This window comes from Halobacillus campisalis, assembly GCF_030345335.1.
Taxonomy (GTDB): domain Bacteria; phylum Bacillota; class Bacilli; order Bacillales; family Halobacillaceae; genus Halobacillus_A; species Halobacillus_A campisalis.
In genome coordinates this window covers 1-22,752 of the sequence record NZ_JAPVRC010000008.1, presented here as the reverse complement: position 1 = coordinate 22,752, position 22,752 = coordinate 1, and the positions used below count along the sequence as shown (strand labels likewise).

At 40.5% G+C, this 22,752-nt stretch carries 19 protein-coding genes, 16 tRNA genes, 2 rRNA genes and 1 pseudogene; 3 read left to right on the top strand and 35 right to left on the bottom strand.

Translation table 11 applies throughout. The features are described from left to right. Positions 1 to 50: 50 nt before the first annotated feature. Both O2Q26_RS15420 and O2Q26_RS15415 read right to left on the bottom strand, forming a co-directional pair. Positions 51 to 1,586, bottom strand: coding sequence for a Ppx/GppA family phosphatase (locus tag O2Q26_RS15420; protein WP_289216742.1), 1,536 nt, complete (start codon positions 1,584 to 1,586; stop codon positions 51 to 53). 82 nt (positions 1,587 to 1,668) lie between these two features. Continuing rightward, a complete protein-coding gene (locus O2Q26_RS15415; RefSeq protein WP_289216741.1) occupies positions 1,669 to 3,564 on the bottom strand; it encodes a PrkA family serine protein kinase in 1,896 nt (631 codons plus the stop codon). A gap of 398 nt (positions 3,565 to 3,962) precedes the next feature. Between O2Q26_RS15415 and O2Q26_RS15410 the strand changes: the two genes are divergently transcribed. Both O2Q26_RS15410 and lipA read left to right on the top strand, forming a co-directional pair. Further along, positions 3,963 to 4,778, top strand: a complete 816-nt coding sequence (locus O2Q26_RS15410) for a lipoate--protein ligase family protein (RefSeq protein WP_289216740.1) — start codon at positions 3,963 to 3,965, stop codon at positions 4,776 to 4,778. A gap of 17 nt (positions 4,779 to 4,795) precedes the next feature. After that, entirely contained in the window at positions 4,796 to 5,740 is a 945-nt protein-coding gene (gene lipA, locus O2Q26_RS15405) for a lipoyl synthase (protein WP_289216739.1), read from the top strand. 38 nt (positions 5,741 to 5,778) lie between these two features. Here lipA and O2Q26_RS15400 read toward each other — a convergent pair whose 3' ends face one another. The 9 genes from O2Q26_RS15400 to O2Q26_RS15360 form a co-directional block, all read right to left on the bottom strand. Next, positions 5,779 to 6,666 (bottom strand): hypothetical protein, encoded by an 888-nt coding sequence (locus tag O2Q26_RS15400; RefSeq protein ID WP_289216738.1) that lies wholly within the window; start codon positions 6,664 to 6,666, stop codon positions 5,779 to 5,781. A 110-nt stretch (positions 6,667 to 6,776) separates the two neighbouring features. Beyond that, positions 6,777 to 7,046: a hypothetical protein gene (locus tag O2Q26_RS15395; protein WP_289216737.1), complete on the bottom strand. Its 270-nt coding sequence runs from the start codon at positions 7,044 to 7,046 to the stop codon at positions 6,777 to 6,779. A gap of 749 nt (positions 7,047 to 7,795) precedes the next feature. Continuing rightward, a complete protein-coding gene (trmL, locus tag O2Q26_RS15390) occupies positions 7,796 to 8,272 on the bottom strand; it encodes a tRNA (uridine(34)/cytosine(34)/5-carboxymethylaminomethyluridine(34)-2'-O)-methyltransferase TrmL (RefSeq protein WP_289216826.1) in 477 nt (158 codons plus the stop codon). A gap of 51 nt (positions 8,273 to 8,323) precedes the next feature. Continuing rightward, a complete protein-coding gene (locus O2Q26_RS15385; protein ID WP_289216736.1) occupies positions 8,324 to 9,178 on the bottom strand; it encodes an amidase domain-containing protein in 855 nt (284 codons plus the stop codon). Positions 9,179 to 9,248: 70 nt separating this feature from the next. Continuing rightward, positions 9,249 to 9,797, bottom strand: a complete 549-nt coding sequence (locus O2Q26_RS15380; RefSeq protein ID WP_253936374.1) for a methylated-DNA--[protein]-cysteine S-methyltransferase — start codon at positions 9,795 to 9,797, stop codon at positions 9,249 to 9,251. 71 nt (positions 9,798 to 9,868) lie between these two features. Further along, on the bottom strand, positions 9,869 to 11,002 hold the full coding sequence (queG, locus tag O2Q26_RS15375) for a tRNA epoxyqueuosine(34) reductase QueG (protein ID WP_289216735.1): 1,134 nt from the start codon (positions 11,000 to 11,002) through the stop codon (positions 9,869 to 9,871). 20 nt (positions 11,003 to 11,022) lie between these two features. Continuing rightward, the gene (locus tag O2Q26_RS15370) at positions 11,023 to 12,729 is read right to left on the bottom strand and encodes an ABC-ATPase domain-containing protein (RefSeq protein ID WP_289216734.1); all 1,707 of its coding nucleotides are present in this window, start codon (positions 12,727 to 12,729) and stop codon (positions 11,023 to 11,025) included. A 130-nt stretch (positions 12,730 to 12,859) separates the two neighbouring features. Then, positions 12,860 to 12,933: transfer RNA gene (locus tag O2Q26_RS15365), tRNA-Gly, on the bottom strand. A gap of 226 nt (positions 12,934 to 13,159) precedes the next feature. Then, positions 13,160 to 14,578, bottom strand: a complete 1,419-nt coding sequence (locus tag O2Q26_RS15360) for an alanine/glycine:cation symporter family protein (protein WP_289216825.1) — start codon at positions 14,576 to 14,578, stop codon at positions 13,160 to 13,162. Between the two features lie 772 nt (positions 14,579 to 15,350). Between O2Q26_RS15360 and O2Q26_RS15355 the strand changes: the two genes are divergently transcribed. Continuing rightward, a complete protein-coding gene (locus O2Q26_RS15355) occupies positions 15,351 to 16,334 on the top strand; it encodes a hypothetical protein (protein WP_289216733.1) in 984 nt (327 codons plus the stop codon). 199 nt (positions 16,335 to 16,533) lie between these two features. On the opposite strand, the gene O2Q26_RS15350 is transcribed toward O2Q26_RS15355, so the two are convergent. The 24 genes and pseudogenes from O2Q26_RS15350 to O2Q26_RS15245 form a co-directional block, all read right to left on the bottom strand. Beyond that, positions 16,534 to 16,875 carry a hypothetical protein gene (locus O2Q26_RS15350; RefSeq protein WP_289216732.1) on the bottom strand — a complete coding sequence of 114 codons (342 nt, stop codon included), beginning with the start codon at positions 16,873 to 16,875 and terminating at the stop codon, positions 16,534 to 16,536. 278 nt (positions 16,876 to 17,153) lie between these two features. After that, the gene (locus tag O2Q26_RS19095) at positions 17,154 to 17,384 is read right to left on the bottom strand and encodes a cysteine-rich VLP protein (protein WP_352232258.1); all 231 of its coding nucleotides are present in this window, start codon (positions 17,382 to 17,384) and stop codon (positions 17,154 to 17,156) included. A gap of 2 nt (positions 17,385 to 17,386) precedes the next feature. After that, complete coding sequence (locus O2Q26_RS15345) at positions 17,387 to 17,866, bottom strand: hypothetical protein (RefSeq protein WP_289216731.1); 480 nt, start codon at positions 17,864 to 17,866, stop codon at positions 17,387 to 17,389. Positions 17,867 to 17,885: 19 nt separating this feature from the next. Then, complete coding sequence (locus O2Q26_RS15340; protein WP_289216730.1) at positions 17,886 to 18,104, bottom strand: hypothetical protein; 219 nt, start codon at positions 18,102 to 18,104, stop codon at positions 17,886 to 17,888. A gap of 363 nt (positions 18,105 to 18,467) precedes the next feature. Then, a pseudogene (locus O2Q26_RS19170) lies at positions 18,468 to 18,683 on the bottom strand (YonV C-terminus-related protein); the annotation flags it as partial. Between the two features lie 56 nt (positions 18,684 to 18,739). Further along, a complete protein-coding gene (locus tag O2Q26_RS15335; protein ID WP_289216729.1) occupies positions 18,740 to 19,387 on the bottom strand; it encodes a YonV family putative phage-derived protein in 648 nt (215 codons plus the stop codon). A gap of 349 nt (positions 19,388 to 19,736) precedes the next feature. Beyond that, entirely contained in the window at positions 19,737 to 20,717 is a 981-nt protein-coding gene (locus O2Q26_RS15330) for a tyrosine-type recombinase/integrase (protein ID WP_289216728.1), read from the bottom strand. 175 nt (positions 20,718 to 20,892) lie between these two features. After that, positions 20,893 to 20,974: transfer RNA gene (locus tag O2Q26_RS15325), tRNA-Leu, on the bottom strand. Positions 20,975 to 20,980: 6 nt separating this feature from the next. Further along, positions 20,981 to 21,054 (bottom strand) — tRNA-Cys (locus O2Q26_RS15320). Positions 21,055 to 21,109: 55 nt separating this feature from the next. Continuing rightward, positions 21,110 to 21,184: transfer RNA gene (locus tag O2Q26_RS15315), tRNA-Gly, on the bottom strand. A gap of 18 nt (positions 21,185 to 21,202) precedes the next feature. After that, positions 21,203 to 21,277: transfer RNA gene (locus O2Q26_RS15310), tRNA-Gln, on the bottom strand. 19 nt (positions 21,278 to 21,296) lie between these two features. Continuing rightward, positions 21,297 to 21,372: transfer RNA gene (locus O2Q26_RS15305), tRNA-His, on the bottom strand. A gap of 12 nt (positions 21,373 to 21,384) precedes the next feature. Then, positions 21,385 to 21,455: transfer RNA gene (locus O2Q26_RS15300), tRNA-Trp, on the bottom strand. A 20-nt stretch (positions 21,456 to 21,475) separates the two neighbouring features. Further along, positions 21,476 to 21,561 (bottom strand) — tRNA-Tyr (locus tag O2Q26_RS15295). Positions 21,562 to 21,579: 18 nt separating this feature from the next. Beyond that, positions 21,580 to 21,655 (bottom strand) — tRNA-Thr (locus O2Q26_RS15290). A gap of 12 nt (positions 21,656 to 21,667) precedes the next feature. Continuing rightward, positions 21,668 to 21,743 (bottom strand) — tRNA-Phe (locus tag O2Q26_RS15285). Between the two features lie 59 nt (positions 21,744 to 21,802). Continuing rightward, positions 21,803 to 21,879, bottom strand: a tRNA-Asp gene (locus O2Q26_RS15280). A gap of 14 nt (positions 21,880 to 21,893) precedes the next feature. Continuing rightward, positions 21,894 to 21,970 (bottom strand) — tRNA-Met (locus O2Q26_RS15275). Positions 21,971 to 22,027: 57 nt separating this feature from the next. After that, positions 22,028 to 22,103 (bottom strand) — tRNA-Val (locus O2Q26_RS15270). 6 nt (positions 22,104 to 22,109) lie between these two features. Next, positions 22,110 to 22,184: transfer RNA gene (locus tag O2Q26_RS15265), tRNA-Glu, on the bottom strand. A gap of 18 nt (positions 22,185 to 22,202) precedes the next feature. Continuing rightward, positions 22,203 to 22,295, bottom strand: a tRNA-Ser gene (locus O2Q26_RS15260). Positions 22,296 to 22,299: 4 nt separating this feature from the next. Next, positions 22,300 to 22,374 (bottom strand) — tRNA-Asn (locus tag O2Q26_RS15255). 10 nt (positions 22,375 to 22,384) lie between these two features. Next, positions 22,385 to 22,498, bottom strand: a 5S ribosomal RNA gene (rrf, locus tag O2Q26_RS15250). Positions 22,499 to 22,627: 129 nt separating this feature from the next. Then, positions 22,628 to 22,752, bottom strand: a 23S ribosomal RNA gene (locus tag O2Q26_RS15245); the annotation flags it as partial.

Genomic DNA, 22,752 nt, shown 5'->3' with positions numbered 1-22,752 from the left:
CAATTGTAAGAGTCATGTAATTTTCCAGTAAATTTTCACCGGAGTTACTCTTAGCTTTCTACTTCCTCGAAGTTTAACTCGATCTTTTTCTTTAATGATTTTTCTAAATGTTTTTTCTGCTTTTCGGTTTGGTATTCTTCAGGCATATAGTCCTTCGTGCAATAGAGCGTGATTTTTAAATCATCTTTTTCTGTTTCCACTTTCAAGTCCTGCACAGCCCCTCGTCTTGTACTATCGAGACAATAACAAAACTTCAGAAAGGCGCCTAGTTTACGAATTCGGTGCTGCTCATCCTTTAAAAACCATTTCTTATATGGATGGATGAACTGTTTAAATACAGTCTTGTTCTTAAAAGAAGCCATTAAGGCCAGCTTCAGTCGATCAATATGCATTAAACCGTCAATCGTCCGGTTCGCCAGTAAATAAAAGGTGTGTTGAGCGCTGGCTTCATCATCAATATATTGACCAAGGTTAAAAACATAACTCGCCATTTTAAGCTCTTTCCAATCTTCCTTTGAAAAAGAACCTACCCCTTTTTCGTGGAACTGATCGAACAATTCTTTCGCTAAATGCTGTACATGATGAATTTGTTTTATATTCAGATCATAATCATTGATTAATTCTTGAATGCTTTCCTCGAGCACACTGGGAAATAGATTCGTCCCCATCCCCTGCGTCAGCAATTCATAAAAGACTCCGTCCCTCAGTCCTTTTCGGCTAAGAATAAACCCTTCTGCTTGCACAGTCTCATACAACGTATGAAAGACTTCAGTAGCTGGTAAAATAATATCCGCTCGATCTTTTGAAAGACCTTCTACTTTTTGCAGTTTCTTCATTGAAAGTGTGAACAGGTAATTTTTAATAAATGATAGGTCGCTGTCGTTCATCTTATATTGATGCAGTCCCGCGAGTGGATACTCCTTCAAATTTTGATCGATTTGTACGACGTTCCTTGCCCCACCGCCGATTCCAATCAGTGGAACTTTCCCATCACGCAGCCAAGATAAAGTTGCAAAACTGTTCTTCAAAAATTGACGCAAGTCTGCGAATTCATCTTCTGTAGGTAAATCATTTTTAAAGAATCTCTGCTTAAGAGTAATAGCTCCAAAAGGAAAACTATGAGAGTGGATGAGTTTCCGATCTTTGAAGTATGTAACCTCAGTGCTTCCTCCCCCAATATCCACGGTATATCCTTCAGAAATTGAAGTAGAATTGACGACCGCTAGATACCCGTAAAACGCTTCTTCTTTTTCTGATATTATTCTCATATCCACTCCAGTCTTCCTGGAAACATTGTCTATGATTTCTTCCTGGTTGACTGATTGGCGGATAGCTGCCGTCGCCACACAAATAGATTCTTCTAATTGATACGTCTCTAATACTTCATTAAAGCTGTTCAGTGTGCTGATCAACTTATTAATTCCGTCTTTTGAAAGTTTTCCATCATCATGTAAGAAGGTGCTGAGCCGCGCTACAGACTTTACGTTTTCCACTTCGCGCAAGCGGCCGCTCTTGTCTCTTAGATAAATGACAAGACGTACCGTGTTGGAACCGACATCGATTATGGCATAATATTGTTTAGACATTCGTTCCACCTTCCTTACCTTTTATTTCTGCACATTATATCACAAAAAGGTCCCAGCATATGGCTGGGACCTTTCTTAAATACTATCTATTGAGTAGACTTCCTACATATTTCAATAGGTCATTAGCGGAGGTGGAATTATATCCATGCTCATCCACTAAAGTCGCTACAACTTCATTGATTTTCTTAAGTTGCTGTTCATCCGGCGTTTTCGTCGAGGTGGTGATCTTAACAATATCTTTTAGGTCTGCAAACAGTTTCTTCTGAATCGCTTCTCTTAAACGCTCATGGGACTGGTAATCGAACTTCTTGTTTTTTCTGGCATAAGCTGAAATCCGAATTAAAATTTCTTCTCGGAAAGCCTTCTTCGCATTTTCCGATACACCAATTTGCTCTTCAATGGAACGCATGAGGCGCTCATCAGGGTTCATTTCCTCACCGGTCAGAGGATCACGAAGTTTCGCTTTATTACAATATGCCTCCACATTGTCCAAATAATTATCCATAAGCGTGTGGGCAGACTCTTCATAAGAGTAGACAAAAGCTTTTTGCACTTCTTTTTTAGCTAAATCATCATATTGCTTCCTCGCTAATGAAATGAACTCAAGATATTTCTCTTTATCCTCCTTAGATATCGACGCATGACTATCCAGACCATCCTTTAAGGATCGCAATACGTCTAGAGCATTGATCGACGTCATTTCTTTTTTGATAATCGTAGAAGAAATGCGGTTGATGACATATCGTGGATCAATGCCACTCATTCCCTCATCGGAGAATTCCCTTTTTAGATCCTCTACATCTACATCACTGAAGCCTTCCACTTCTTCCCCATCATATAGGTACATTTTTTTCAGTACATCGATAGAAGCTTTCTTCGATTCTTTCAGTCTCGTGAGTATAGTGAACATAGCCGCCACTTTAAGGGTGTGCGGTGCAATATGAACATCGCGGATATCACTGTCACGAATCATCTTATGATAAATCTTCTCTTCCTCTGTAACTTTCAAATTATATGGAATCGGCATAACAATCATACGGGAATGCAGCGCCTCATTCTTTTTATTGGAGATGAACGAGCGGTATTCTGCTTCGTTCGTATGGGCTATGATCAATTCATCAGCAGAAATTAAAGCAAAACGCCCAGCCTTGAAGTTTCCTTCCTGTGTTAACGACAATAAGTGCCATAGGAATTTCTCATCACATTTAAGAATTTCCTGGAATTCCATGATTCCTCTATTGGCTTTATTGAGTTCTCCATCAAATCGGTAAGCACGGGGATCTGATTCAGAACCGAACTGAGCGATTGTTGAAAAGTCGATAGACCCGGTCAAATCAGCAATATCCTGAGATTTAGGATCCGAAGGACTGAACGTTCCGATACCCGTTCGTCTGTCTTCAGAGAAGAAAACCCTTTCGACTAGAACATCTTCAATTCTTCCGCCATACTCCTGTTCCAGGCGCATCGTATTGAGTGGAGACAGGCTTCCTTCAATGCGGACATTATATTCTTCCCTGAACTCATCCCGCAGATGATGCGGAATCATATGAAGTGGATCTTCGTGCATTGGACAGCCTTTGATGGCAAATACCGCCCCATTGTCAGTATAAGAATATTTCTCTAATCCGCGTTTCAACAAGTTGACGAGCGTCGATTTACCTCCACTTACAGGACCCATCAATAACAGAATCCTCTTTCTTACATCCAAACGACGAGCTGCCGGGTGAAAGTATTCTTCCACAAGTCTTTCCATTGCTTCGTCAAGGCCATAAATATCTTCTTCAAAGAAAGAATATTTTTTATGTGCGCTCCCTTGTTCGATCCCTGCTTCAGTGATCATATTATACACGCGAGAATGTGCCGACTGGGCTAAGAAAGGTTTCTCTCTCAACAACTCTAAATAATCCCTGAACGTTCCTTCCCATTTCAACTCTTCTTCATGCTCTCTATGATCTTGTATTCTTTTAATAATATCCACTCAACGACCTCCCTCGTCGTAACTAGCAAATTTAATATATCCTATGCTGCGAAAAGCTGAATCATTCATCGATGTACAAGCTATGTTTCCCGTTTGTACTTCCCTCCCTTTTGCCCCCCTCACTCTTTTCTATGCTCGATTTATTGGGCTAAGACCTTCAAAGACTGAAGCAGACATGTCCCTCTTTCTATCTCAAATAACAAAATTTCACTTTGTCTAATCCTATTCCATTCCCTTTATCAAAATGCCAATTTGCGTCATCCCGCAAACCTCCGCAATAATTATAAAATTCACGCAAAAACGGGCTTACCCGTTTTGACACTAGGAACCTCCATTGTTAGAATTATCTTGAACATTTTAATAGAATAAAGGATTTTCTGAGAAAGAAGGCCAAAATGATGGAAACTTGGTACTTTGTTGATTCAGGACATCTTACTCCATCTCTGAATATGGCGATGGACGAGAAACTTATGAATTGGCATAGGAAAGGGCTGATCCCTCCTGTCCTTCGTTTTTATGGATGGAAACCGGCCGGTCTATCGGTTGGATATTTTCAAAAAGTAAAAGGCAGGATTGACCTTGAGGGTATTGAAAAAAATGGATTCGAATTAGTCAGAAGGCAGACGGGAGGACGAGCTGTACTACATGATGATGAGCTCACGTACAGTGTAATCGTCTCTGAAGAACATCCCCGAATGCCCGCCTCTGTTAAAGATGCCTACCTTGTCTTATCTCAAGGATTACTAGAAGGGTTCAGAGAGCTTCATATATCCGCGGATTTTGCAATTCCTAAAGAGAAGCTGAATACTACGGGCTCAGCGGTTTGCTTTGAGGAACCTTCGTGGTATGAACTCATTGTCGATGGCAAGAAAGCTGCCGGAAGCGCTCAAACTAGAAAGAAGGGTGTTATTTTACAACACGGTTCAATACCGATTGAGGTCGATGAAACGAAACTTTTTGATATGTTTATTTATAAAAATGAACGACTGAAAGAAAGAGCGCGCCATGCATTTGGCGACAAAGCGGTGTCTATCAATGACATCTTGGACACACCCGTCAGCTTCGAAGAGACTTGCGATGCATTCAAAAAAGGGTTTGAAAAAGGGCTGGATATTGAATTGAAGCCTTTTGAGTTAAATAAGGAACAATGGGAAGAAGTCCAGGAGCTTGCTAAAGAAAAATATAGTTCGGATGACTGGAATTATGCACGTTAAAAAAGGAGTGATTGAACTTGGCTAAAAAAGACGAATACATACGTAAACCGGATTGGCTGAAAATTAAAATCAACACGAACAAATCTTATACCGGTTTAAAAAAGCTGATGCGTGATAAGAAACTCAATACGGTATGTGAAGAAGCACGGTGTCCGAACATCCACGAATGCTGGAGTGAACGAAAAACAGCTACTTTTATGATTCTTGGGGATACTTGTACGAGAGGCTGCCGCTTCTGCGCCGTGAAAACGGGGCTGCCAAACGAGCTTGATCTTGGAGAGCCGGAACGTGTAGCGGAATCAGTTGAAATCATGGGGCTTAAACACGTCGTAGTAACAGCCGTAGCGCGTGATGACTTGAACGATGGCGGTGCTGCCGTATTTGGCGAAACAGTTAAAGCGATCCGCCGCCGGGTTCCAGGATGTACGGTTGAAATCCTTCCTTCCGACATGAAAGGGGATTACGATAGCCTTCATACACTTATGGGCGGAGAACCTGATATTTTCAACCATAATATCGAAACTGTCCGCCGTCTGACGAAAAAAGTCCGGGCTCGTGCCATGTATGATCGATCGTTAGAACTTCTTCGCCGTGTAAAAGAAATCCGTCCGAATACACCAACGAAGTCAAGCATTATGGTAGGACTAGGCGAAACTAAGGAAGAAATTATCCAGGCAATGGACGACCTTCTGGCACATAACGTCGATATCATGACGATCGGCCAATACTTACAGCCTACGAAAAAGCATTTGAACGTAGAAAGATACTATCACCCCGATGAGTTTGAAGAACTGAAACAAATTGCTATGGAAAAAGGCTTCCAGCATTGTGAAGCAGGCCCAATGGTGCGTTCTTCTTACCATGCAGATGAACAAGTAAACGAAACCTCAGCTCAGCGCCGCATAAAATATATGCAGGGATATGAATCTCAAGGAGAAACTTTAAACAAAACTACATTCTAAGAAACGAAAAAAGATCGCCGCAAAAAGGCGATCTTTTTTTATGATTCTTCTCCATCTTTATTCTCTTCTCCATCTTTATTCTCTTCTCCATCTTTATTCTCTTCTTCATCCTCATTTTCTTCACTAGCATCATTTGAATCGTCTTTTTCAGAACTCTCTTCATATGAATCTTCGCTCTCATCTGTCGAATCTTCTTCCATTTCTTCCTCTTCATCTACCTTGGAAGCTTCAGTTTCTGTTGCGCTTTCCTCTTTTTCTTCGTCTTCCCCTATTTCTTTCTCTTCGTCTTTCTTTTCTTCTTTTTCTTCTTCTTTCTCTTTCTCTTTCTCTTTGTCTTTCTCTTCATCTTTTTCTTTTTCTTCGACTTTCTCACTTTCTTCTTCTTTTTCTTCTTCCACGTCTTCTTTGCTGGATGATTCGTCGTTCACTTTCTCTTTTTCAGCTGGTTTTTCAGACTTATGTTTTGAAGGAGTATCATTAGATGAATTATTACTCGGACTTGTCGGCTGCTCAGGCTCATTCACTTCCGGAGTTGATACAGCTTCTGATGGCTGGGAAGACTTTTTTTCATATGTATTCGTTTCAGTCGTTTCGGAACTGTCATTGGTGGTACGTCCCACTTCGGAAACTTCTTGCGGAGCAACTTCCTCCACTTCTTCCTCTAGAACTTCTTGCTCCTCCTGCTCTACAGGAGTTTCATCATCTAACGTTACTTTCACAGGTGGGGAAATTTCCCCTACTTCATTTTCAGGAATATTTTCCTCAATTTCTTTTTGAACCAGTTCTTCATTTTCCTTCTCTTCTTCGAGCTCAATTTCTTTTAATGTTAATTTTGCGGGTTCTTTTTCGCTCGCTTTGCTAGAACCGCATGCCGCTAACAGCAGCACCATACCGCAAATTATTATAACTGAACCTATTTTCCTCATCCACGTACCGCTCCCTTTATCATAGGTTTATGTAAATACTTGTCGAACTTTTGAGTTGATTATACCACATTATGACATAGAAAAAGACCGCTTTTTAAACGGTCTTCCTTCTACCAGTAATAACTATATGGGGAATACGGTCCTGGCGGGCCTTGAGGGCCATAAAATTGTGGTCCATAATAACCGCCATACCCTCCTCCATAGCCTCCACCGAAGCCTCCATAAATCAATGGGGGAAGTGCGCTTCCAATAAACCCTCCGAGCAGACCTCCGACAAAAGGTCCACCGAAAAAGAATCTTTCATCCTCTTCATAATGAGGATTACGGTATTCATCATTCATTCCATAAAAAGAATCGTAATTATACGGTTCAGGTAACATTTCATCCCTCCTGTGTAACTGATTGGGGTATTCACCTACATTTCACCATATGTATAAGGAGCACTCTTTGTATGGGCGAACGAGTTGAATTTTCAATTAATATCTCTTTAAACAATTCACAGAAAATGATAAATGGGGTATAATAACAATCAAAGTGCTTGTCTGTTGAGAGATTAAAGGAGGACATGTTAGATGAAGCTGACATTAATTATTCTCGTATGTGTAACGTACTTAGTATCCATCTTTTCTGCTGGCTATGATACGAAAGCCGGCCGACCGAAAAAATAGAACATAACCCTAACAGTGGCTGTCCTAAAAGTTTAATTCTTAGACTTTTAGGACAGCCTTTATTTTCATCTGCCCTGAAAAATTTCAGAGTTGATAGTCATATAAGCTACCTATTCTTGAAAGTGTCATCCCGTCTCTTACACGTAAATTAGTCTAGGGCCGTAAACCAGTTCATAAATCTTATGGGGGACTCACTTAGCGGCTACTGAGACTTCCTTCACTTCTGTACGATAAGTCAACATCGAATCACTTTTGAGTGAATATCGTATCAAGTCCTAAAGAAGTGAAACAGGGATCCCATCTAAAGATACAAAAAAGAGTCTTCAATAATACCCCATTTAATTAAACAATACCCTCACCTGAAATCATAATGAGATAACAAAAAATCGCCCAGTACATTTAGTGTAAGCAGCTAAGCTTAACAAAAAATGAAAAAGAGCGATTTTTGTAAGGAAATACTTTCACCTTATTAAATTAGGGAAACCTTGCTGCTTAAGCGCATCAAATAAAATAATGGATGCCGTATTCGCCAAATTCAAAGATCTGACTTTATCCGTCATCGGGATACGCAGACAACGATCTTCAAGACCTTCTAAAAGATGTTTAGGAATGCCATCCGTTTCCCTGCCAAATACGAAAAACCAATCTTTATTTGAATCACTAAAGTCAAAATCCACATATGATTTCGTACCAAAGTTCTCTATATAATAATATTCCCCGTTCTTGTTCTTTTCATAAAGTTCTTCCAATGAATCATAGTAATGGATGGTAACATCATGCCAATAATCGAGTCCAGCTCTTCGCAGCATTTTATCATCAGTGGAAAACCCAAGCGGACGAATCAAATGGAGCTGTGAATTCGTCGCTAAGCAAGTACGTGCAATATTTCCTGTGTTGGCAGGGATTTCTGGTTGAAAAAGTACAATATGATTTGCCATGTTATTCACCTCAATCTCAACATCATCAACTAAATTATTATACCACACCCTTCAACCCCCAATGTGAAAAAACTTGTACTTGATATCAGAAGTATAGGCTGTAGAATCTGTATAGGTCCAGTAGCGTTGACGGCTGTTAGTTGTGTGAGCGTTGACGAGAGGCTCTCCGTGACTATCTTTACTCACGATAATGGTCGTATGATCAAAACGTCCATCTCCTTGAAAGTCATAGCAAATAACATCACCAACAGACAAATCACTGGCCTCAGATACTTCATGGGCAACTAACCCCTGGCGTGCACCGCTCAAATACCAGCGAAAGGAATGAGCGACCGACCAGCTGTAGCTCCAATTACCAGATCCATACCACCATCCTTTACTTCGATTGGGCTGCCCCCACATCCTCCCTCCGCCGGCATGGAGACATTGAGAAATATAGTTCGTACAATCAACTTCAAAATGTTTGTAAGCAGGATTGTAGCTGTCCCACCATCTTTCTGCATATCGAACGGCTTCTCTTCTGTCGTACGTAAAAGGGTCTCTAGCCTCCGACTCTTTCTCAATAAAAGGGCTGAGGAACGCTTTTTCCTTCGGGAGGATCTTCTCCGTATTGACGGAATGTTCCTGGAGAGCTTTCCCGCTAGTTTTTGCTTTGCAAGGATAAATGCCTTCTTCCACATAAGGTTTCTTCCCGTCTTTAATAAAGAAGCGAACCTTTAATAAATATTGAATTTCTTCAACTTCCTCATATGTAACTCGATGATACGGAAGAATGTTGAATGTTCCTCTTTCTACTTTCTGTCCTCTATCTTTGTACCCTTGGACTTTCCTCTGAAGCCAGGGCTCCGATTCCTGTTCATAAAGACCTGTTAAAATTCCATCCCAGTATAACTTTATGGTTTCCATAAAGAATCCCCCTTTCTCCAACTATATGAAAGGGGGATTCAAACCATACGATAACACCATCATTCAGATGTTATAAATGGGATTCTATTAAATGCTCACTTGATTCAAGTTCTAACAATTTCCTTTTGCGATCTAATCCACCTGCATAACCTACAAGTTTTCCATTTGTTCCTATGACTCTATGACAAGGAACCACAATGGAAAAAGGGTTCTTATTAATCGCTCCTCCTACAGCCCTCACCGATTGGGAAGCCTTTAGAGCGATCGCGATCTCTTTATAAGACCTCGTTTCCCCTATCGGTATGCTATCCACCAATGTTTTCCATACACTTCTTTGGAAAGGTGTGCCATAGCATAGGAGAGGCAGTGAAAAAGTCGTGCGCTCTTTAGCGAAATATTCTTTAATTTCTTGAACTGCCTGTTTAACATAATGGTGGTCAGGTTGATGTTCAAAGGAGCTTCTCATTAGATGTTTTTTTGTCCATGTTTGGTAAAATGATATAAGAGATTCGTAGTGACCATAATCCACACGTAATATTCCCTCATCTGCTGCCAAAATGGTTAATGATCCAACGGGAGAATCCATCACTCCATAATAGATCTTAGAATGGTTGCTCATAATTTACCCCTCTTAATGACCAGTTTTTTCTATTATACAAAACCTATTATATTCTGAAAAGGGAGAACCGTTTAAACTTTTTGGAACTTTAATCCCTTTTTCATTTCAGCCTTCACTTCGTCATCGGTTTCATTCGCCATAGCTTCATTAATCGCTTCGTAACAAGCATCTGTCCCGATTTTCCCCAGGGAATAGGCTGCTGTTCCTCTAATTACCGGACGAGGATCCTGCTTCATTAATCGGATGAGTTCATCAACGGCCGCTTCTTCTTTATAGAGACCTAATGCTAGAATCGCGTTACGCTGAATAGGCTTTTTTCCTCTCCAAGAACCAGAAAGCGGTCCGAACTTTTCTTTGAATTCACGATTGGAAACTGACAATAAAGGAAGCAGCCTTGGCTTTACGATCTCTGGATCCGGTTCAAATTCTTCATGATTGTGAAAATCCATCTTTTTATTTTTCGGACAAACGGTCTGACATGTATCACATCCATACACCCGATTCCCGATCTTCGTACGAAATTCATCGGCCAAGAAATCTTTCGTCTGTGTAAGAAAAGCGATACATCGCTGAGCGTTCAGCTGTCCTCCTTGTACGAGTGCCCCAGTTGGGCAAGTATCCACACAAATGTTACAATCTCCGCACCCATCCTCCACAGGTTCATCAGGTTCAAATGGAATGTTCGTTAACATCTCCCCTAGATACACATATGATCCGAATTCAGGCGTTATGATACAGCTGTTTTTAGCACTGAACCCGATACCTGCACGCTCTGCTACTGCTCTGTCAGACAGTTCCCCGGTATCAACCATCGATTTCATCTCTACATCCGGCATTCGCTCTTTTAAAAAGGCACCAAGTTTATGCAGACGGTCTCTCAACACGTCATGATAATCCTGGCCCCAGGAAGCACGAGCAAAAACTCCGCGCCTGTCGCCCCTTTTATTCTTTGGTGCATCCTTCAGCTTAGACGGGTACGCTAAAGCAATGGCTATAATGGATTGGGCTTCAGGCATCAACAGCTTAGGCTCTGATCGTTCATCAGGACTTCCCTTTTCAAATCCAGAGTGGTAGCCAAGGGCCTCGTGACGTTTCAATCTTCCTTTTAATTCCTCGAAAACGTCCACTGAAGCGAAACCGATCTTATCGATACCGATCTCCTTACTATAAGCGACCACTTCTTCTTTCAGCTTATGAACATCCATCTTGGCTACCCTCCTTTCATCTATCTCAAATCATTAACTTTAGCTGTCCGCAGACGGTTTAATGTGGCAGCTATTTCAAAACGACGCGGCCGAGCCAATTCACCGGGGTGCTGATCTTGAAATGGGGCAAACGACGATAGCCCTTTTTGATCGAACTGTTCTTCAATTTGATCAAGCAGCTGGTGAAGCGTCTGTTCTTTTTTCAGCGTCCCTTTTTTATAAACATGCATTAGAATGTCGGCAATCATACGTGTTTGGGAAGAATCCACCAGCTGTTCCACACCATCTAAGGTAATTTCTGTAGAACCCATAAGGATCAACGTTCTTCCTTTTGCCTGGACTTTCTCTTTCTTGCCTTTACGAGCCTGAATAGATTGCGAAAGGAAGTGACGAGAAGGCAACGAGCCGAACTTTGCATGATTTGTCTCCCGGCCACTTGGATGCTGCTCCGCTATTTCTTTAGCTCGATCGGTTACGTTGTAAGGCAGATACTCATCCATCATAATGACCTGATCAGATTCACTGAAGTACTCGCCAGAACCACCCATAACTAGAATCGTCGACACTTCTAATTCATCCCTCAGACTTTTTATTTTATCGATGAACGGAGTGATTGGTTCCTTTTCAGGCGCGACCAGTTGCTGCATCCGTTCATCCCGGATCATAAAGTTCGTCGCACTCGTATCCTCATCAATTAGCAGCGTTTGGGCACCTGCTTCAATCGCTTCAACCACGTTCGCCGCCTGGGAAGTACTGCCGCTGGCATTTTCCGTAGAAAATCTTGACGTATCTACGTTTCCAGGCAAGTTTTTAATAAACGGAGAAATATCAACGTTCGTAACCTGACGTCCATCTTCCGCTCTTACTTTCACAGCGTCCGGGTCTGTCAATACGAACTCTCGGCCATCCCCTTTAATGTGAGGATACACCCCACGCTCCATCGCATTCAACAGGGTACTTTTTCCATGATACCCTCCCCCTACAATAAGGACAATACCTTCTCGTATTCCCATACCAGTCAGCGGTTCATTTCGATGAGGCACTTCAATAGTGATCCGATTCTGCTCAGGACTCTCAAAAGGCACCGCATTCTTCATAGGGCGATCACTCACGCCGCTTGCTCTCGGTAAAATAGAATCATCCGCAATGAAAGAAATGAGCTTCTCTTCTCTCATTCTTTCCAATATCGCATCATGCTGATCAGCTAATTCTACAAAAGGAGTGATTTCCTCTTCCTTAATCGCAAGTACAGAATCCTTAATTAAATTCGGCAGGATCGTAAAAAACAGCTTGTCCGCTTCCTTGCCATTGATTCTGCGTCCATTCGCCGGCAGTCCGACCGTAAGACATACCGTCGTTTGGTCTCCTTCTATACTAACAGCCGTCCGCTCTAATATCTCCTGCTTCGGCTGATCAATGGATACCATACCGCTTTTACCAGACCCTTTGACGTTCGGTTTATTTTTATCGAGGACTTCCGCTACTTTACGCGCGATTACATCCTCCGTATAAATACGACGCTTTTTCGTACGCTTCCATTCAGGGCGAATCGATTTAATGTGATCCGCGACCTGAATTCTTATTTTTGAAGGAGCGGCAAACGGATCCCCTTGCACATAATCGACCTTCAGTTTGTAATTAGAAAAAGAGTAACTGCCTTGTATTTGTTTGTATCCTTTATAACTTTTACCATCAATCTGTTGTAGTAGTTTCTTTAATTGGTTCATTGCTTCGTTCTCCTTTCCTCTATTATATATAGGTTTATAACCTTCTATCTTCAATAAAAAACGCAATGCTTCGTTATTTTAACGAAACACTGCGTTGTACACGTAGTAAAAATATGATTGCAATTAAAAATGGAGCGGGTGAAGGGAATCGAACCCTCATCATCAGCTTGGAAGGCTGAGGTTTTACCACTAAACTACACCCGCATACAATAAAGTTTCATTAGCTTTGTTTTTCCATGCTTCTTTCTCTTTGTTAAAGTGATAGTTTACATTATAACAATCCAATATACCACTGACAACCTATTCAAGATATTTTTTTATATTTGTGACTTCCTGTTTTCTTTGAGCCAAGTAAACTCATAGAGTATAAAAGCCTGCTGCGTTTGCTCAATTCGCAGCAGGCTTTTGTATACATTTCTAACTAGAATGATTAACTCACCTTTTTCTTCTTTACTTCTTCAAAATCAAGATCTCCCCACGTTTCTGTTCCACTAATGCCGAGCTTGCTCGGCTCAAATACAGGATCTTTGTTCGCTTTTCTTTGCTCCAAGTAATCGGAAAGGACGACAAACGTAATTTTACTAAGCCTTAAGACTGCGTACATATTAATAACTGTCATTAATCCCATAAATACATCCGCCAGGGCCCACACCAGGTCAAGGCTGGCTACCGCTCCGAACATAACCATTCCAAGAGTGGCAAAGCGATAAACCATAATCGCCTTTGGACTTTCTTTAATGAATTCAATGTTCTTTTCCCCATAATAATAGCTGCCTGCAATCGAACTGAAAGCAAAAAGGAAAATAGCAATGGATACGAAAATACTTGCCCATCCACCTATCTGAGTAGCCAGAGAATCCTGAAGCAATGTAATTCCTGCCTCCGTACCATATTCAGCTTGATCAGAAACTAAAATGATAAACGCCGTAGCCGAACATACAACAAGCGTATCCAGAAAAACACCGGCAGCCTGGATAAATCCTTGTTTAGCAGGGTGAGAAACATGAGAGGAAGCTGCAGCGTTAGGCGCACTTCCCATACCCGCTTCGTTAGAGAATAAGCCTCGGTTAACACCCTGCATAATCGCAGCACCGAATCCACCGCCAATGACCTGTTCAAAACCAAATGCATTAGAAAGAATAAAACCAAAAATCTCAGGAACTGCTGTAATATTCATCGCCACGACTACGAATGCAATTAAAATATAAATAACAGCCATAATCGGAACAACAATACTTGAGAAATTCGCAATACGGTGAACACCGCCAAAAATAACAATACCTGAAAGTACGACTAAACCAATTCCAACAGCAGCCGTAGGGATGTTGAATGAAGCATTAAAAGATGCGGCTATCGTATTACTCTGCACAGAATTAAATATAAGACCAAACGTTACCGCTATAAATAATGCAAAAGCAATACCTACCCAGCGCTGTTTAAGACCCTTCTCAATATAGTAAGCTGGACCACCTTTAAAAGCATCTTCACCATCACGTACCTTGTAGACTTGCGCAAGCGTACTTTCAAAAAAGGCGGTAGCACCACCAACAAGCGCCACAATCCACATCCAAAAAATTGCACCAGGTCCACCCACAGTGATAGCGACAGCCACACCCGCTAAATTCCCTGTACCAATACGTGTGGCTGATCCTATACAAAATGACTTAAAAGCAGAAATCTCTTTCCCATTATTCCCTGGAGTTTTCTCAAAAATGACTCTCAGCGTCTCTTTTAAGTACCTGAACTGAACAAACCTAGAAAATACAGTAAAAAATAGTCCTGCTCCTAATAAAACTGGAATCGTCAAATATGTAGACAGGAACCCACTAATCTGTCCAATAATCTCCATGATAATTTCCACTACATTTTCCACTCCTTGGTAAATATTATTAGATAATTCTGAATAGTACTTCAAAAGGTTATCACTGGTCCCTCTTTAAAGCAACAAAGTTGTTAGATTATCTAACACTAATGACCATAGAAAGTTAAAATTCATCTAAATTCTCATCAACAAAATAAAGAAACCGTTCTCAAAAGCGGCAGAACAGTTTCTTTATTCGTTGTATTATCTATAAATGAAGTCATCCTGTTAATATAAAACTTACATACGTTTTAGTATTGAGCATTCCATCCAAAGTTGACTAACCTTCCAATTTTCGATATTCTCTATGTAGGCATAGGTGCATATCGCTGACATGTGGCAAGTCCATATGTTTAGCGGTTGTGCCTTTTTTCTTTTTCTAGGGGTTTTAGCCTTTTAAAGGTGAGAAGTTTTTATGTCGATCTGATCCTTTGCTAATAAATAATCGTATGAAAACTAAAACATTTCACGTTGCATTAAACGTAAAAAAGACGGCATCTAGTCGTCGCTAGACACCGTCTTTATGTGTTATTTAGTACCGGAGGCCGGGTTCAAAACGGGACTCCATGAGGAACACGATTTTGAGTCGGCTTCACGAGCCTTTTTCATATTCAAAAACTTTGACGGTTGTTATAACGCCTTTCTTCAAAGGGTTGTAGTGCGTAATATTCGTAACGGTTCGTACACTACTCGATTACTTTCGAGGAATATTCGACAATGGTAAAATATACCTCGAGCGAATAAAAGAGGAGGTTTTGTCATGCGAAAAAGAAGAGTATGCATATTAGCTGGTAACGGACTAACCATAGACCTACTAAACCATTTAGACTTAGATATAGATACCTCTTCACCTTTAAAATCATTTGGAAATCCTGAAATATATTTAGAACCTTATCTAGGTAACCTAAGTACAATAAAAGATGTATTGCTACCACTGTCTGAAAGGCAGAGTGATTTTGATTCTATGAATGAGTTCCTAAATTACGGTGAGTTTGATTTAAGTGATAAGGACTTTTCCAAAAGAGAATCAGACCTTAGAAGATTCTTGGCATTAGCTTATTCTAAATTACAATCAAGAATCGATAATGCTAACCTTGTAAAATGGTCCTGGAGTCAGTGGATGAAAAAAAACCGAAAAGATATTGTTGGGGTTGTGTCATTTAATTACGATCTAGTCTTAGAAAAATCCTTTAGATTAGCTTCTCCAAATAAAGGTTACTTCATGGTTGGAACTGACAATCCTGTAAAGGGAGTACCTTTCTTTAAGCCCCATGGTTCAATTAATTTCGAAATTCCTAACAATCTTATACACTTTGAAGATGAACAATCCGCATGGGGTAGTGTTTTAGGTAGAAATCAAGTTTTTGACTCATATGGAAATGGCTATATTACAACAGTTCCTTATGAAGAAAACACAAGAGTTCCAAAACAACCTGACATCATACCACCTACACAGGAAAACTATCATGAGAATTTAGGGTGGGTTCAGAACCTCTTTAAAACGTACACTGATTTTACTAAACATTTTCAAGTAAACCATTTCGTTATAGTAGGGCATTCATATTCAAAAGTAGATAGGAAAGAGATTGATTTTTTCATTTCCCAATTACAAGAAAGATGTTCGTTTTATATTGTAAATCCATCACATGAATCAGAGTCTATCAATCAACTTTGGTCGTTTATTGAATCAAAAGGTCATATTGTCAATGAAGTTAAAAAGTTTGGACCTCCAACATTGATTTAGACTTTTCTACAAGAGAACAAGCAAAGCACACCCTAAACAGGCTTTAATCTGAGTGGGTGTTGCTTCATTAGTCCATTAGTTAACTATCATTTATGGTCATGTTTTGTGAAATACTCCTCGGACTGATCGATCATGCTCGAGGTCATCACGCTTACTTCTCGTAAAGCATTTCTGACTGCCGCTCCTACTAAACTGGAGCTCATAATAATACTCGAGCTTCCAGATCGTCTGCTTGCTGCGAGAATAGCTTTCGCTTTTTTTCATTTACACTCGGTAGCTTCGAAGTAAGAACCTTCTGAGCTTCCTTTTTAGCATCAGATGCTAGATCGTTCCGCTCCTGCTTAAGCTGATTCGCAAGCTTCACCGATTTCTTCTCGTACTCCTTTGATAGACGTTGAAGCGCTTTTTCTTTTCCTGCTGCCGATAGCTCGGTATTTCGATTTACTTCGTATTTCTGATCTCTATATTCATTGATTACTTCCTTGAAAAGCATCGTATTACCTTGCATAAGCTCTTGAGCTTTTTGTAGTTTGTCTCTCATTATTAATTGTCTCTCCCTTTGTTTTTATTTGTAGACACTTTCGAACGGCTATTTCGGCTTTCAGAGTGTTTTATTGTAAAGCACCTAAGCCCTGCCATAGAGCGATTTACCGACCCCTATACTGTCTACATATTACTCGCTTTATCTCGGTACTTTCGCATTCTCTCTGCTTTCGCTTTGCGTTTAGCGTTGCGTTGGCAATCGTTACATCGAGTTTGCCGATTGCTCTTAGGCATGAACTCCTCGGAACAATCCAAGCAAATGCGAATGTTCTTCGACTATTCCAGATTGTCTTGATAGTTTATACCGTGAGCTTTCTTGTATCTTGCTTCGAGAACTTCGTCATTCGGCAGGACGCTCTTCTCGAAATAATCGCATGATATTGCATGACCATAGCGGCTCTCATAGTCGCATTGTGTATCGTAAATTAGACATCTAACATTCGAGTAGTTTGCGCAACTACGTTTGACTAGTCGTTTTACATTTGCGTGAGTAGTTCGATCTAGCATCATCATTCCTCCTCTTCAGCTATCTCGATCTTCCTTTGATACTTTTCTAAACGCTCCTTATCGGTGTTACTTTTTCTTTTCGATTTCGCTACGGTCGCTTCCCGTTTACTTGACGCAATAGGGAATGCTCTTTTAAACCCTTCTTCGTCTAACGGATAATAAGGAAGATACAGATTCCGCTGCCCTTTTTCCCCGATCTTTCCAACCAGATTTACCCCGACTAGCTTCTTAATGGCTTTCGATACTGTTACCGAAGACATGTTCAACTCTCTAAGGAAGTAATTGTAACTTGGAAATGCTACTCCCTCATTCGTGTTGAAGAGATAGACGATCTCGTTATACACGCAAAGTGTAGTCTTCGAGAATCTATCTATGAATAGATACTTGTTTAATTCACGTAATTGCGGAGTAAACGTAGCTCCATTTCTTAGAGCCTGTTTGTTTACTACATTAGAATGATCGTTTTTTGCATTGATTGACAAATTGTTTCTATACTCCTTTCTACCTTTCGATTACTTTTGAATGAGCTTTTAGGTCTTGGATTCTTCTGCTTGTTAAATCGCATCTTGCCATAATTTTCGTCTCGACGTTTTCACTGACGCCTCTACTTCCGATTTCAAGCTTTTCGAGATACGAAGTCAATATTCCTAAGCGTTTAGCGAACATCATTTGAGTTTCTCCGTAATGAGATCGAATGAGCTTGATCGTGTATCTATTCAAGCTTTAACGCCTCCCTTTTCATATTTAGTGATTTACCGCACATACTTCGCAAAAAGAAAAGTAGCCACAAAAAATCGTAGCTCCAACAGTATGTCGGACGACCAGAACCTCGCCCCAATCTACTACGCTTCGTGCTTGGACTATCGCCCAACCAATTATATTCGCCCTAATAACATGGATTGTGGTAGCTTTAGCTGTCACAATCCATGTTATAGGGACGTGAGTTAATAGCTACTTATCATTTATACTTTTTTAATTCTTTCTTTTAAGGAAATGTCTTAAAAACCCTTAAATATCAACGTTTATAGCGTTTCTTTATACCTTTTTTGAATAGAGAATTTCAACCAACTATCTCCGTTTCACTTATAGGCTATTACTTAGATATTCTTCTAGTAATGACCTCATTCTTTTGCTAGGAATATAAACATAGATAGACTCACCTTTTCTTATCCTACTTCTAAATATCCATTGCAGTAATTCAGATAAAGCAAATAAATCCTCATCAATTTTAACGCCTTTATTATTAAAGAATTTCTTCGTTATTGGATTCATATATCGATTTGCAAAGTAAATACAGGTAGATTTATTTGCATAGTCGTTTGTAGCCCTTGCTGTTACTCCAACAAATTGTTTCTTTAAATTTTAGGGCACAGCCTTCTCTCTAAATATTTATATGTCGTCCGCATCACTTCATGGCTGGGCACGTTAGCTTTATTGTGATAAAAATTAAATCTGTTATTTCTTAAGAGTGTTTGCTGTTTAGAATTGCTAACCAGGTTGTTTAAGTGAGTTACGCTAAAAGCGGAATTTTTTTCTCCCACCTTATTTAGATTTGTTCTATCTGTAGGTGCAGAATAATAAATTTTAATCAGTTCTCTTAGATGTCGTTTATCTTCTTTGTGTATAGGAATATAGGCAACTAATTTATAATGACCATCTTTGTTAGCTACAGAATAATAATCGTAATCCACTTCAAACAGCTCATAATAACAACTCTGAATTTGTCTCTTAAACATATAGGTAAGTACATAGACTTCCTCAAACCCTTTAAATGCTGAGACTGGAAATAGCCAATACATAGCTATATTCTCGAAAATCATTAGATTATTAGCTTTAGCAAGGTTACGGATTTGTTCGAAATTCCCAGTTATATAGTCTTCACTGGTCCAATGAACAAAACCTTTTTCATCAATAGTTATCACTGGGTCTGCCTTTGTCGTTTTAGCATTGGTAAGTAATTTCAGATCATCCCTAGATATTTTCACCTGATCAATAACATTCATGACTTAATCTAATATTAAGGTGTATCCTTGCATTTCTATTAGTTCAATCAATTCATTGTCTATACGTTTGAATAGTGCATGAGTGGAAACAATATCCTTACCCTTTACAATTAAATCCTTTAAATTGTTTAGCTTTGTACCGTCCTTTTCATTTGTCCTTACAAAAATGTACTGGCGGATAAGTTGGATAATAGGACATATAAAATCCTCTTTTTCTGTCCATATATATAGGCACAACCAACCGATCCGCTTCCACATTTAATCACTAGCAGCAGTGAAGTATTTTAGGACACAAAAAAAGCCCATAGAGTAAAAAACTCTAAAGGCTTAAGAATGTTCATTATGATAGTCAATGTAATACTTTTAGTGGAGAAAACTTTTTATGACTCTCTCTAACATCATTACCAAACAGGTTCACATATATTTTAACTACTTCCATACTGGTATGCCCTAATATAGTTTGTAACTCAAATATGTTTGCCCCTTGCTGGACACTTAGCTTTGCAAATGTGTGGCTAAATGTATGACAGCTGCATCTTACATCTTTTATCTTTGTCACTTCACCATATTTGATAACCCTTTGTTGAATGCCCCTTTTCGTTAGCCTAGTACCGTCCACTGTTATAAATATAGCTTCAGACTCTACATAACCACGTATTGCACTATATTTTTTTAACTGTTTTTTCATTTCATTTTGAATAGGTACTAATCGTTCACGGTAACTTTTAGCGTTCCTAATGCAAATCAGGTCATCTTCCCACCTTATATCGTTCAGCGAAAGACCTGCTAATTCATTTACACGTATACCAGTTTCAAGCATTAACATCATTATGGTATAGTCCCTAATCCCAGTAAATGTTCTTAAATCTGGCTGTTTAAAAAGCTTCTTTAACTGTTCTCTAGTAAAGGTGGCTATAACAGTTTTCCTATCTTTTAATAGTTTAATATTCTCAAAAGGATTCTTAGGGATATGCTTTTGCTTAGAAAGGAAGTTAAACAAAGCACGTAAAGCCCTTAATCGAGTATTGATAGTAACTATCCTGTTCCCTTTATAATTCTTCATGTACAGTATTACATTTTCATTTGCGTGTTCCTCAGTAAAGTTGTACGGCTTTAATAGCTGAGTATCTATCTCCTGATCTCTTAAGTTATTCAGAAAAGCACTAAATTCATTCGTGTAATATTTTACAGTGTGTGGTCTTAAATTACGCAACTCACAATCCTGAACAAATAAATTTATTGCCTCCTGGAATGATTCTACATATGACTTTGTTTCACTCTCTAGGATAGCCAATTCCTTTTCGTCTAAGGTGTTTTTACGTCTAGCCATTTTGACAATTCCCCTTTCACTGTGAACACGATTAGTGCACACGATTTGAAGTGATATTGTCGTGTGAATAAAAGCCATTAAAACAAGAAAAAACGCCTTCCTACATTACTGTAGAAAGACGTTAAAAACGTTGATATTACTTAATTCTTCTGTAAATGACGTTTTATAAAGTTAGTACCGGTGGCCGGGTTCGAACCGGCACTCCGTGAGGAACACGATTTTGAGTCGTGCGCGTCTGCCAATTCCGCCACACCGGCATTTCATGGAGGCGGCAACCGGAATCGAACCGGTGATAAAGGAGTTGCAGTCCTCTGCCTTACCGCTTGGCTATGCCGCCATTGAAATCACGTTTAAATAATTATATTCATCATTTAATGACTTATGAAAGTTTCTGGAGCGGGAGACGGGATTCGAACCCGCGACCCCCACCTTGGCAAGGTGGTGTTCTACCACTGAACTACTCCCGCGCCTTATTTTTAAATAGATGGCTGGGCCAGCTGGATTCGAACCAGCGCATGACGGTACCAAAAACCGTTGCCTTACCGCTTGGCTATGGCCCAACATTTTTCTATAAAAAAATGGGGCGGCTGATGGGAATCGAACCCACGAATGCCGGAACCACAATCCGGTGCGTTAACCACTTCGCCACAACCGCCACAAATAAAAGCAGGGGTAGTAGGAATCGAACCCACATTGACGGTTTTGGAGACCGTAGTTTTACCATTAAACTATACCCCTATTTGTAATATGAAAATAAATGGTGGAGGGAGTAGGACTCGAACCTACGAACCCGATGGGAGCGGATTTACAGTCCGCCGCGTTTGGCCAACTTCGCTATCCCTCCATATAAGAAAGACACACATGGTGCCGGCCAGAGGACTTGAACCCCCAACCTACTGATTACAAGTCAGTTGCTCTACCAGTTGAGCTAGGCCGGCTAGTCAAAAAAATGGTGGCTCGGGACGGAATCGAACCGCCGACACACGGATTTTCAGTCCGTTGCTCTACCGACTGAGCTACCGAGCCAAACAAATGAGAAGTTCTCATTATTAACTATGATCTAGCTTATGTAAAGAAGTAATCAGTGGCGGTCCGGACGGGACTCGAACCCGCGACCTCCTGCGTGACAGGCAGGCATTCTAACCAACTGAACTACCGGACCGTTATAAAATTAATTGGTTGCGGGGGCAGGATTTGAACCTGCGACCTCCGGGTTATGAGCCCGACGAGCTACCGAACTGCTCTACCCCGCGATAATGTGGGTGACTTTTAATAAGTTCCCATTAGATTTTACTCTTACAGAGTCAAAATGGTGGAGGATGCAGGGCTCGAACCTGCGACCCCTTGCTTGTAAGGCAAGTGCTCTCCCAGCTGAGCTAATCCTCCATTGAGTGGTGACCCGTACGGGATTCGAACCCGTGATACCGCCGTGAAAGGGCGGTGTCTTAACCACTTGACCAACGGGCCAGTCGGAAATTTCAAAGATGGCGGAGAGCGAGGGATTCGAACCCTCGAAACCGCGAAAACGGTTTACACGAATTCCAATCGTGCTCCTTCGGCCAGCTCGGACAGCTCTCCGTAATGGCTCCACCGGTAGGATTCGAACCTACGACCGATCGGTTAACAGCCGATTGCTCTACCACTGAGCTACGGTGGATTAGTATAAAACCTGGCAGCGTCCTACTCTCACGGGGGTAAACCCGACTACCATCGGCGCTGAAGAGCTTAACTTCTGTGTTCGGCATGGGAACAGGTGTGACCTCTTCGCTTTCGCCACCAGATCTTTTTTAGGGACAAGATATATTATATGACCCATTCACTAAAAAATCAAGAGTTTTTTTGAAAACCCTCAAAACTGGATAAGACATCGGACATGTTCACAAACGTAACCTTTTCACGAAGGTTGATATATAGTTAAGTCCTCGATTGATTAGTATCCGTCAGCTGCACGTGTCACCACGCTTCCACCTCGGACCTATTGACCTCATCGTCTCTGAGGAATCTTACTTACTTGGCGTAAGGGGAAATTTCATCT

Coding starts and splice junctions, on each gene's coding strand:
- O2Q26_RS15380 (WP_253936374.1), bottom strand. CDS start 9,797: ATGAGCAACCATTCTAAGATCTATTATGGAGTGATGGATTCTCCCGTT.
- O2Q26_RS15330 (WP_289216728.1), bottom strand. CDS start 20,717: ATGGCTAGACGTAAAAACACCTTAGACGAAAAGGAATTGGCTATCCTA.
- O2Q26_RS15360 (WP_289216825.1), bottom strand. CDS start 14,578: ATGGAGATTATTGGACAGATTAGTGGGTTCCTGTCTACATATTTGACG.
- O2Q26_RS15420 (WP_289216742.1), bottom strand. CDS start 1,586: ATGTCTAAACAATATTATGCCATAATCGATGTCGGTTCCAACACGGTA.
- O2Q26_RS15400 (WP_289216738.1), bottom strand. CDS start 6,666: ATGAGGAAAATAGGTTCAGTTATAATAATTTGCGGTATGGTGCTGCTG.
- O2Q26_RS15395 (WP_289216737.1), bottom strand. CDS start 7,046: ATGTTACCTGAACCGTATAATTACGATTCTTTTTATGGAATGAATGAT.
- O2Q26_RS15335 (WP_289216729.1), bottom strand. CDS start 19,387: ATGAATGTTATTGATCAGGTGAAAATATCTAGGGATGATCTGAAATTA.
- O2Q26_RS15370 (WP_289216734.1), bottom strand. CDS start 12,729: ATGAACCAATTAAAGAAACTACTACAACAGATTGATGGTAAAAGTTAT.
- trmL (WP_289216826.1), bottom strand. CDS start 8,272: ATGGCAAATCATATTGTACTTTTTCAACCAGAAATCCCTGCCAACACA.
- queG (WP_289216735.1), bottom strand. CDS start 11,002: ATGGATGTTCATAAGCTGAAAGAAGAAGTGGTCGCTTATAGTAAGGAG.
- O2Q26_RS19095 (WP_352232258.1), bottom strand. CDS start 17,384: ATGCTAGATCGAACTACTCACGCAAATGTAAAACGACTAGTCAAACGT.
- O2Q26_RS15410 (WP_289216740.1), top strand. CDS start 3,963: ATGGAAACTTGGTACTTTGTTGATTCAGGACATCTTACTCCATCTCTG.
- O2Q26_RS15350 (WP_289216732.1), bottom strand. CDS start 16,875: ATGAGAGACAAACTACAAAAAGCTCAAGAGCTTATGCAAGGTAATACG.
- O2Q26_RS15355 (WP_289216733.1), top strand. CDS start 15,351: ATGCGAAAAAGAAGAGTATGCATATTAGCTGGTAACGGACTAACCATA.
- O2Q26_RS15385 (WP_289216736.1), bottom strand. CDS start 9,178: ATGGAAACCATAAAGTTATACTGGGATGGAATTTTAACAGGTCTTTAT.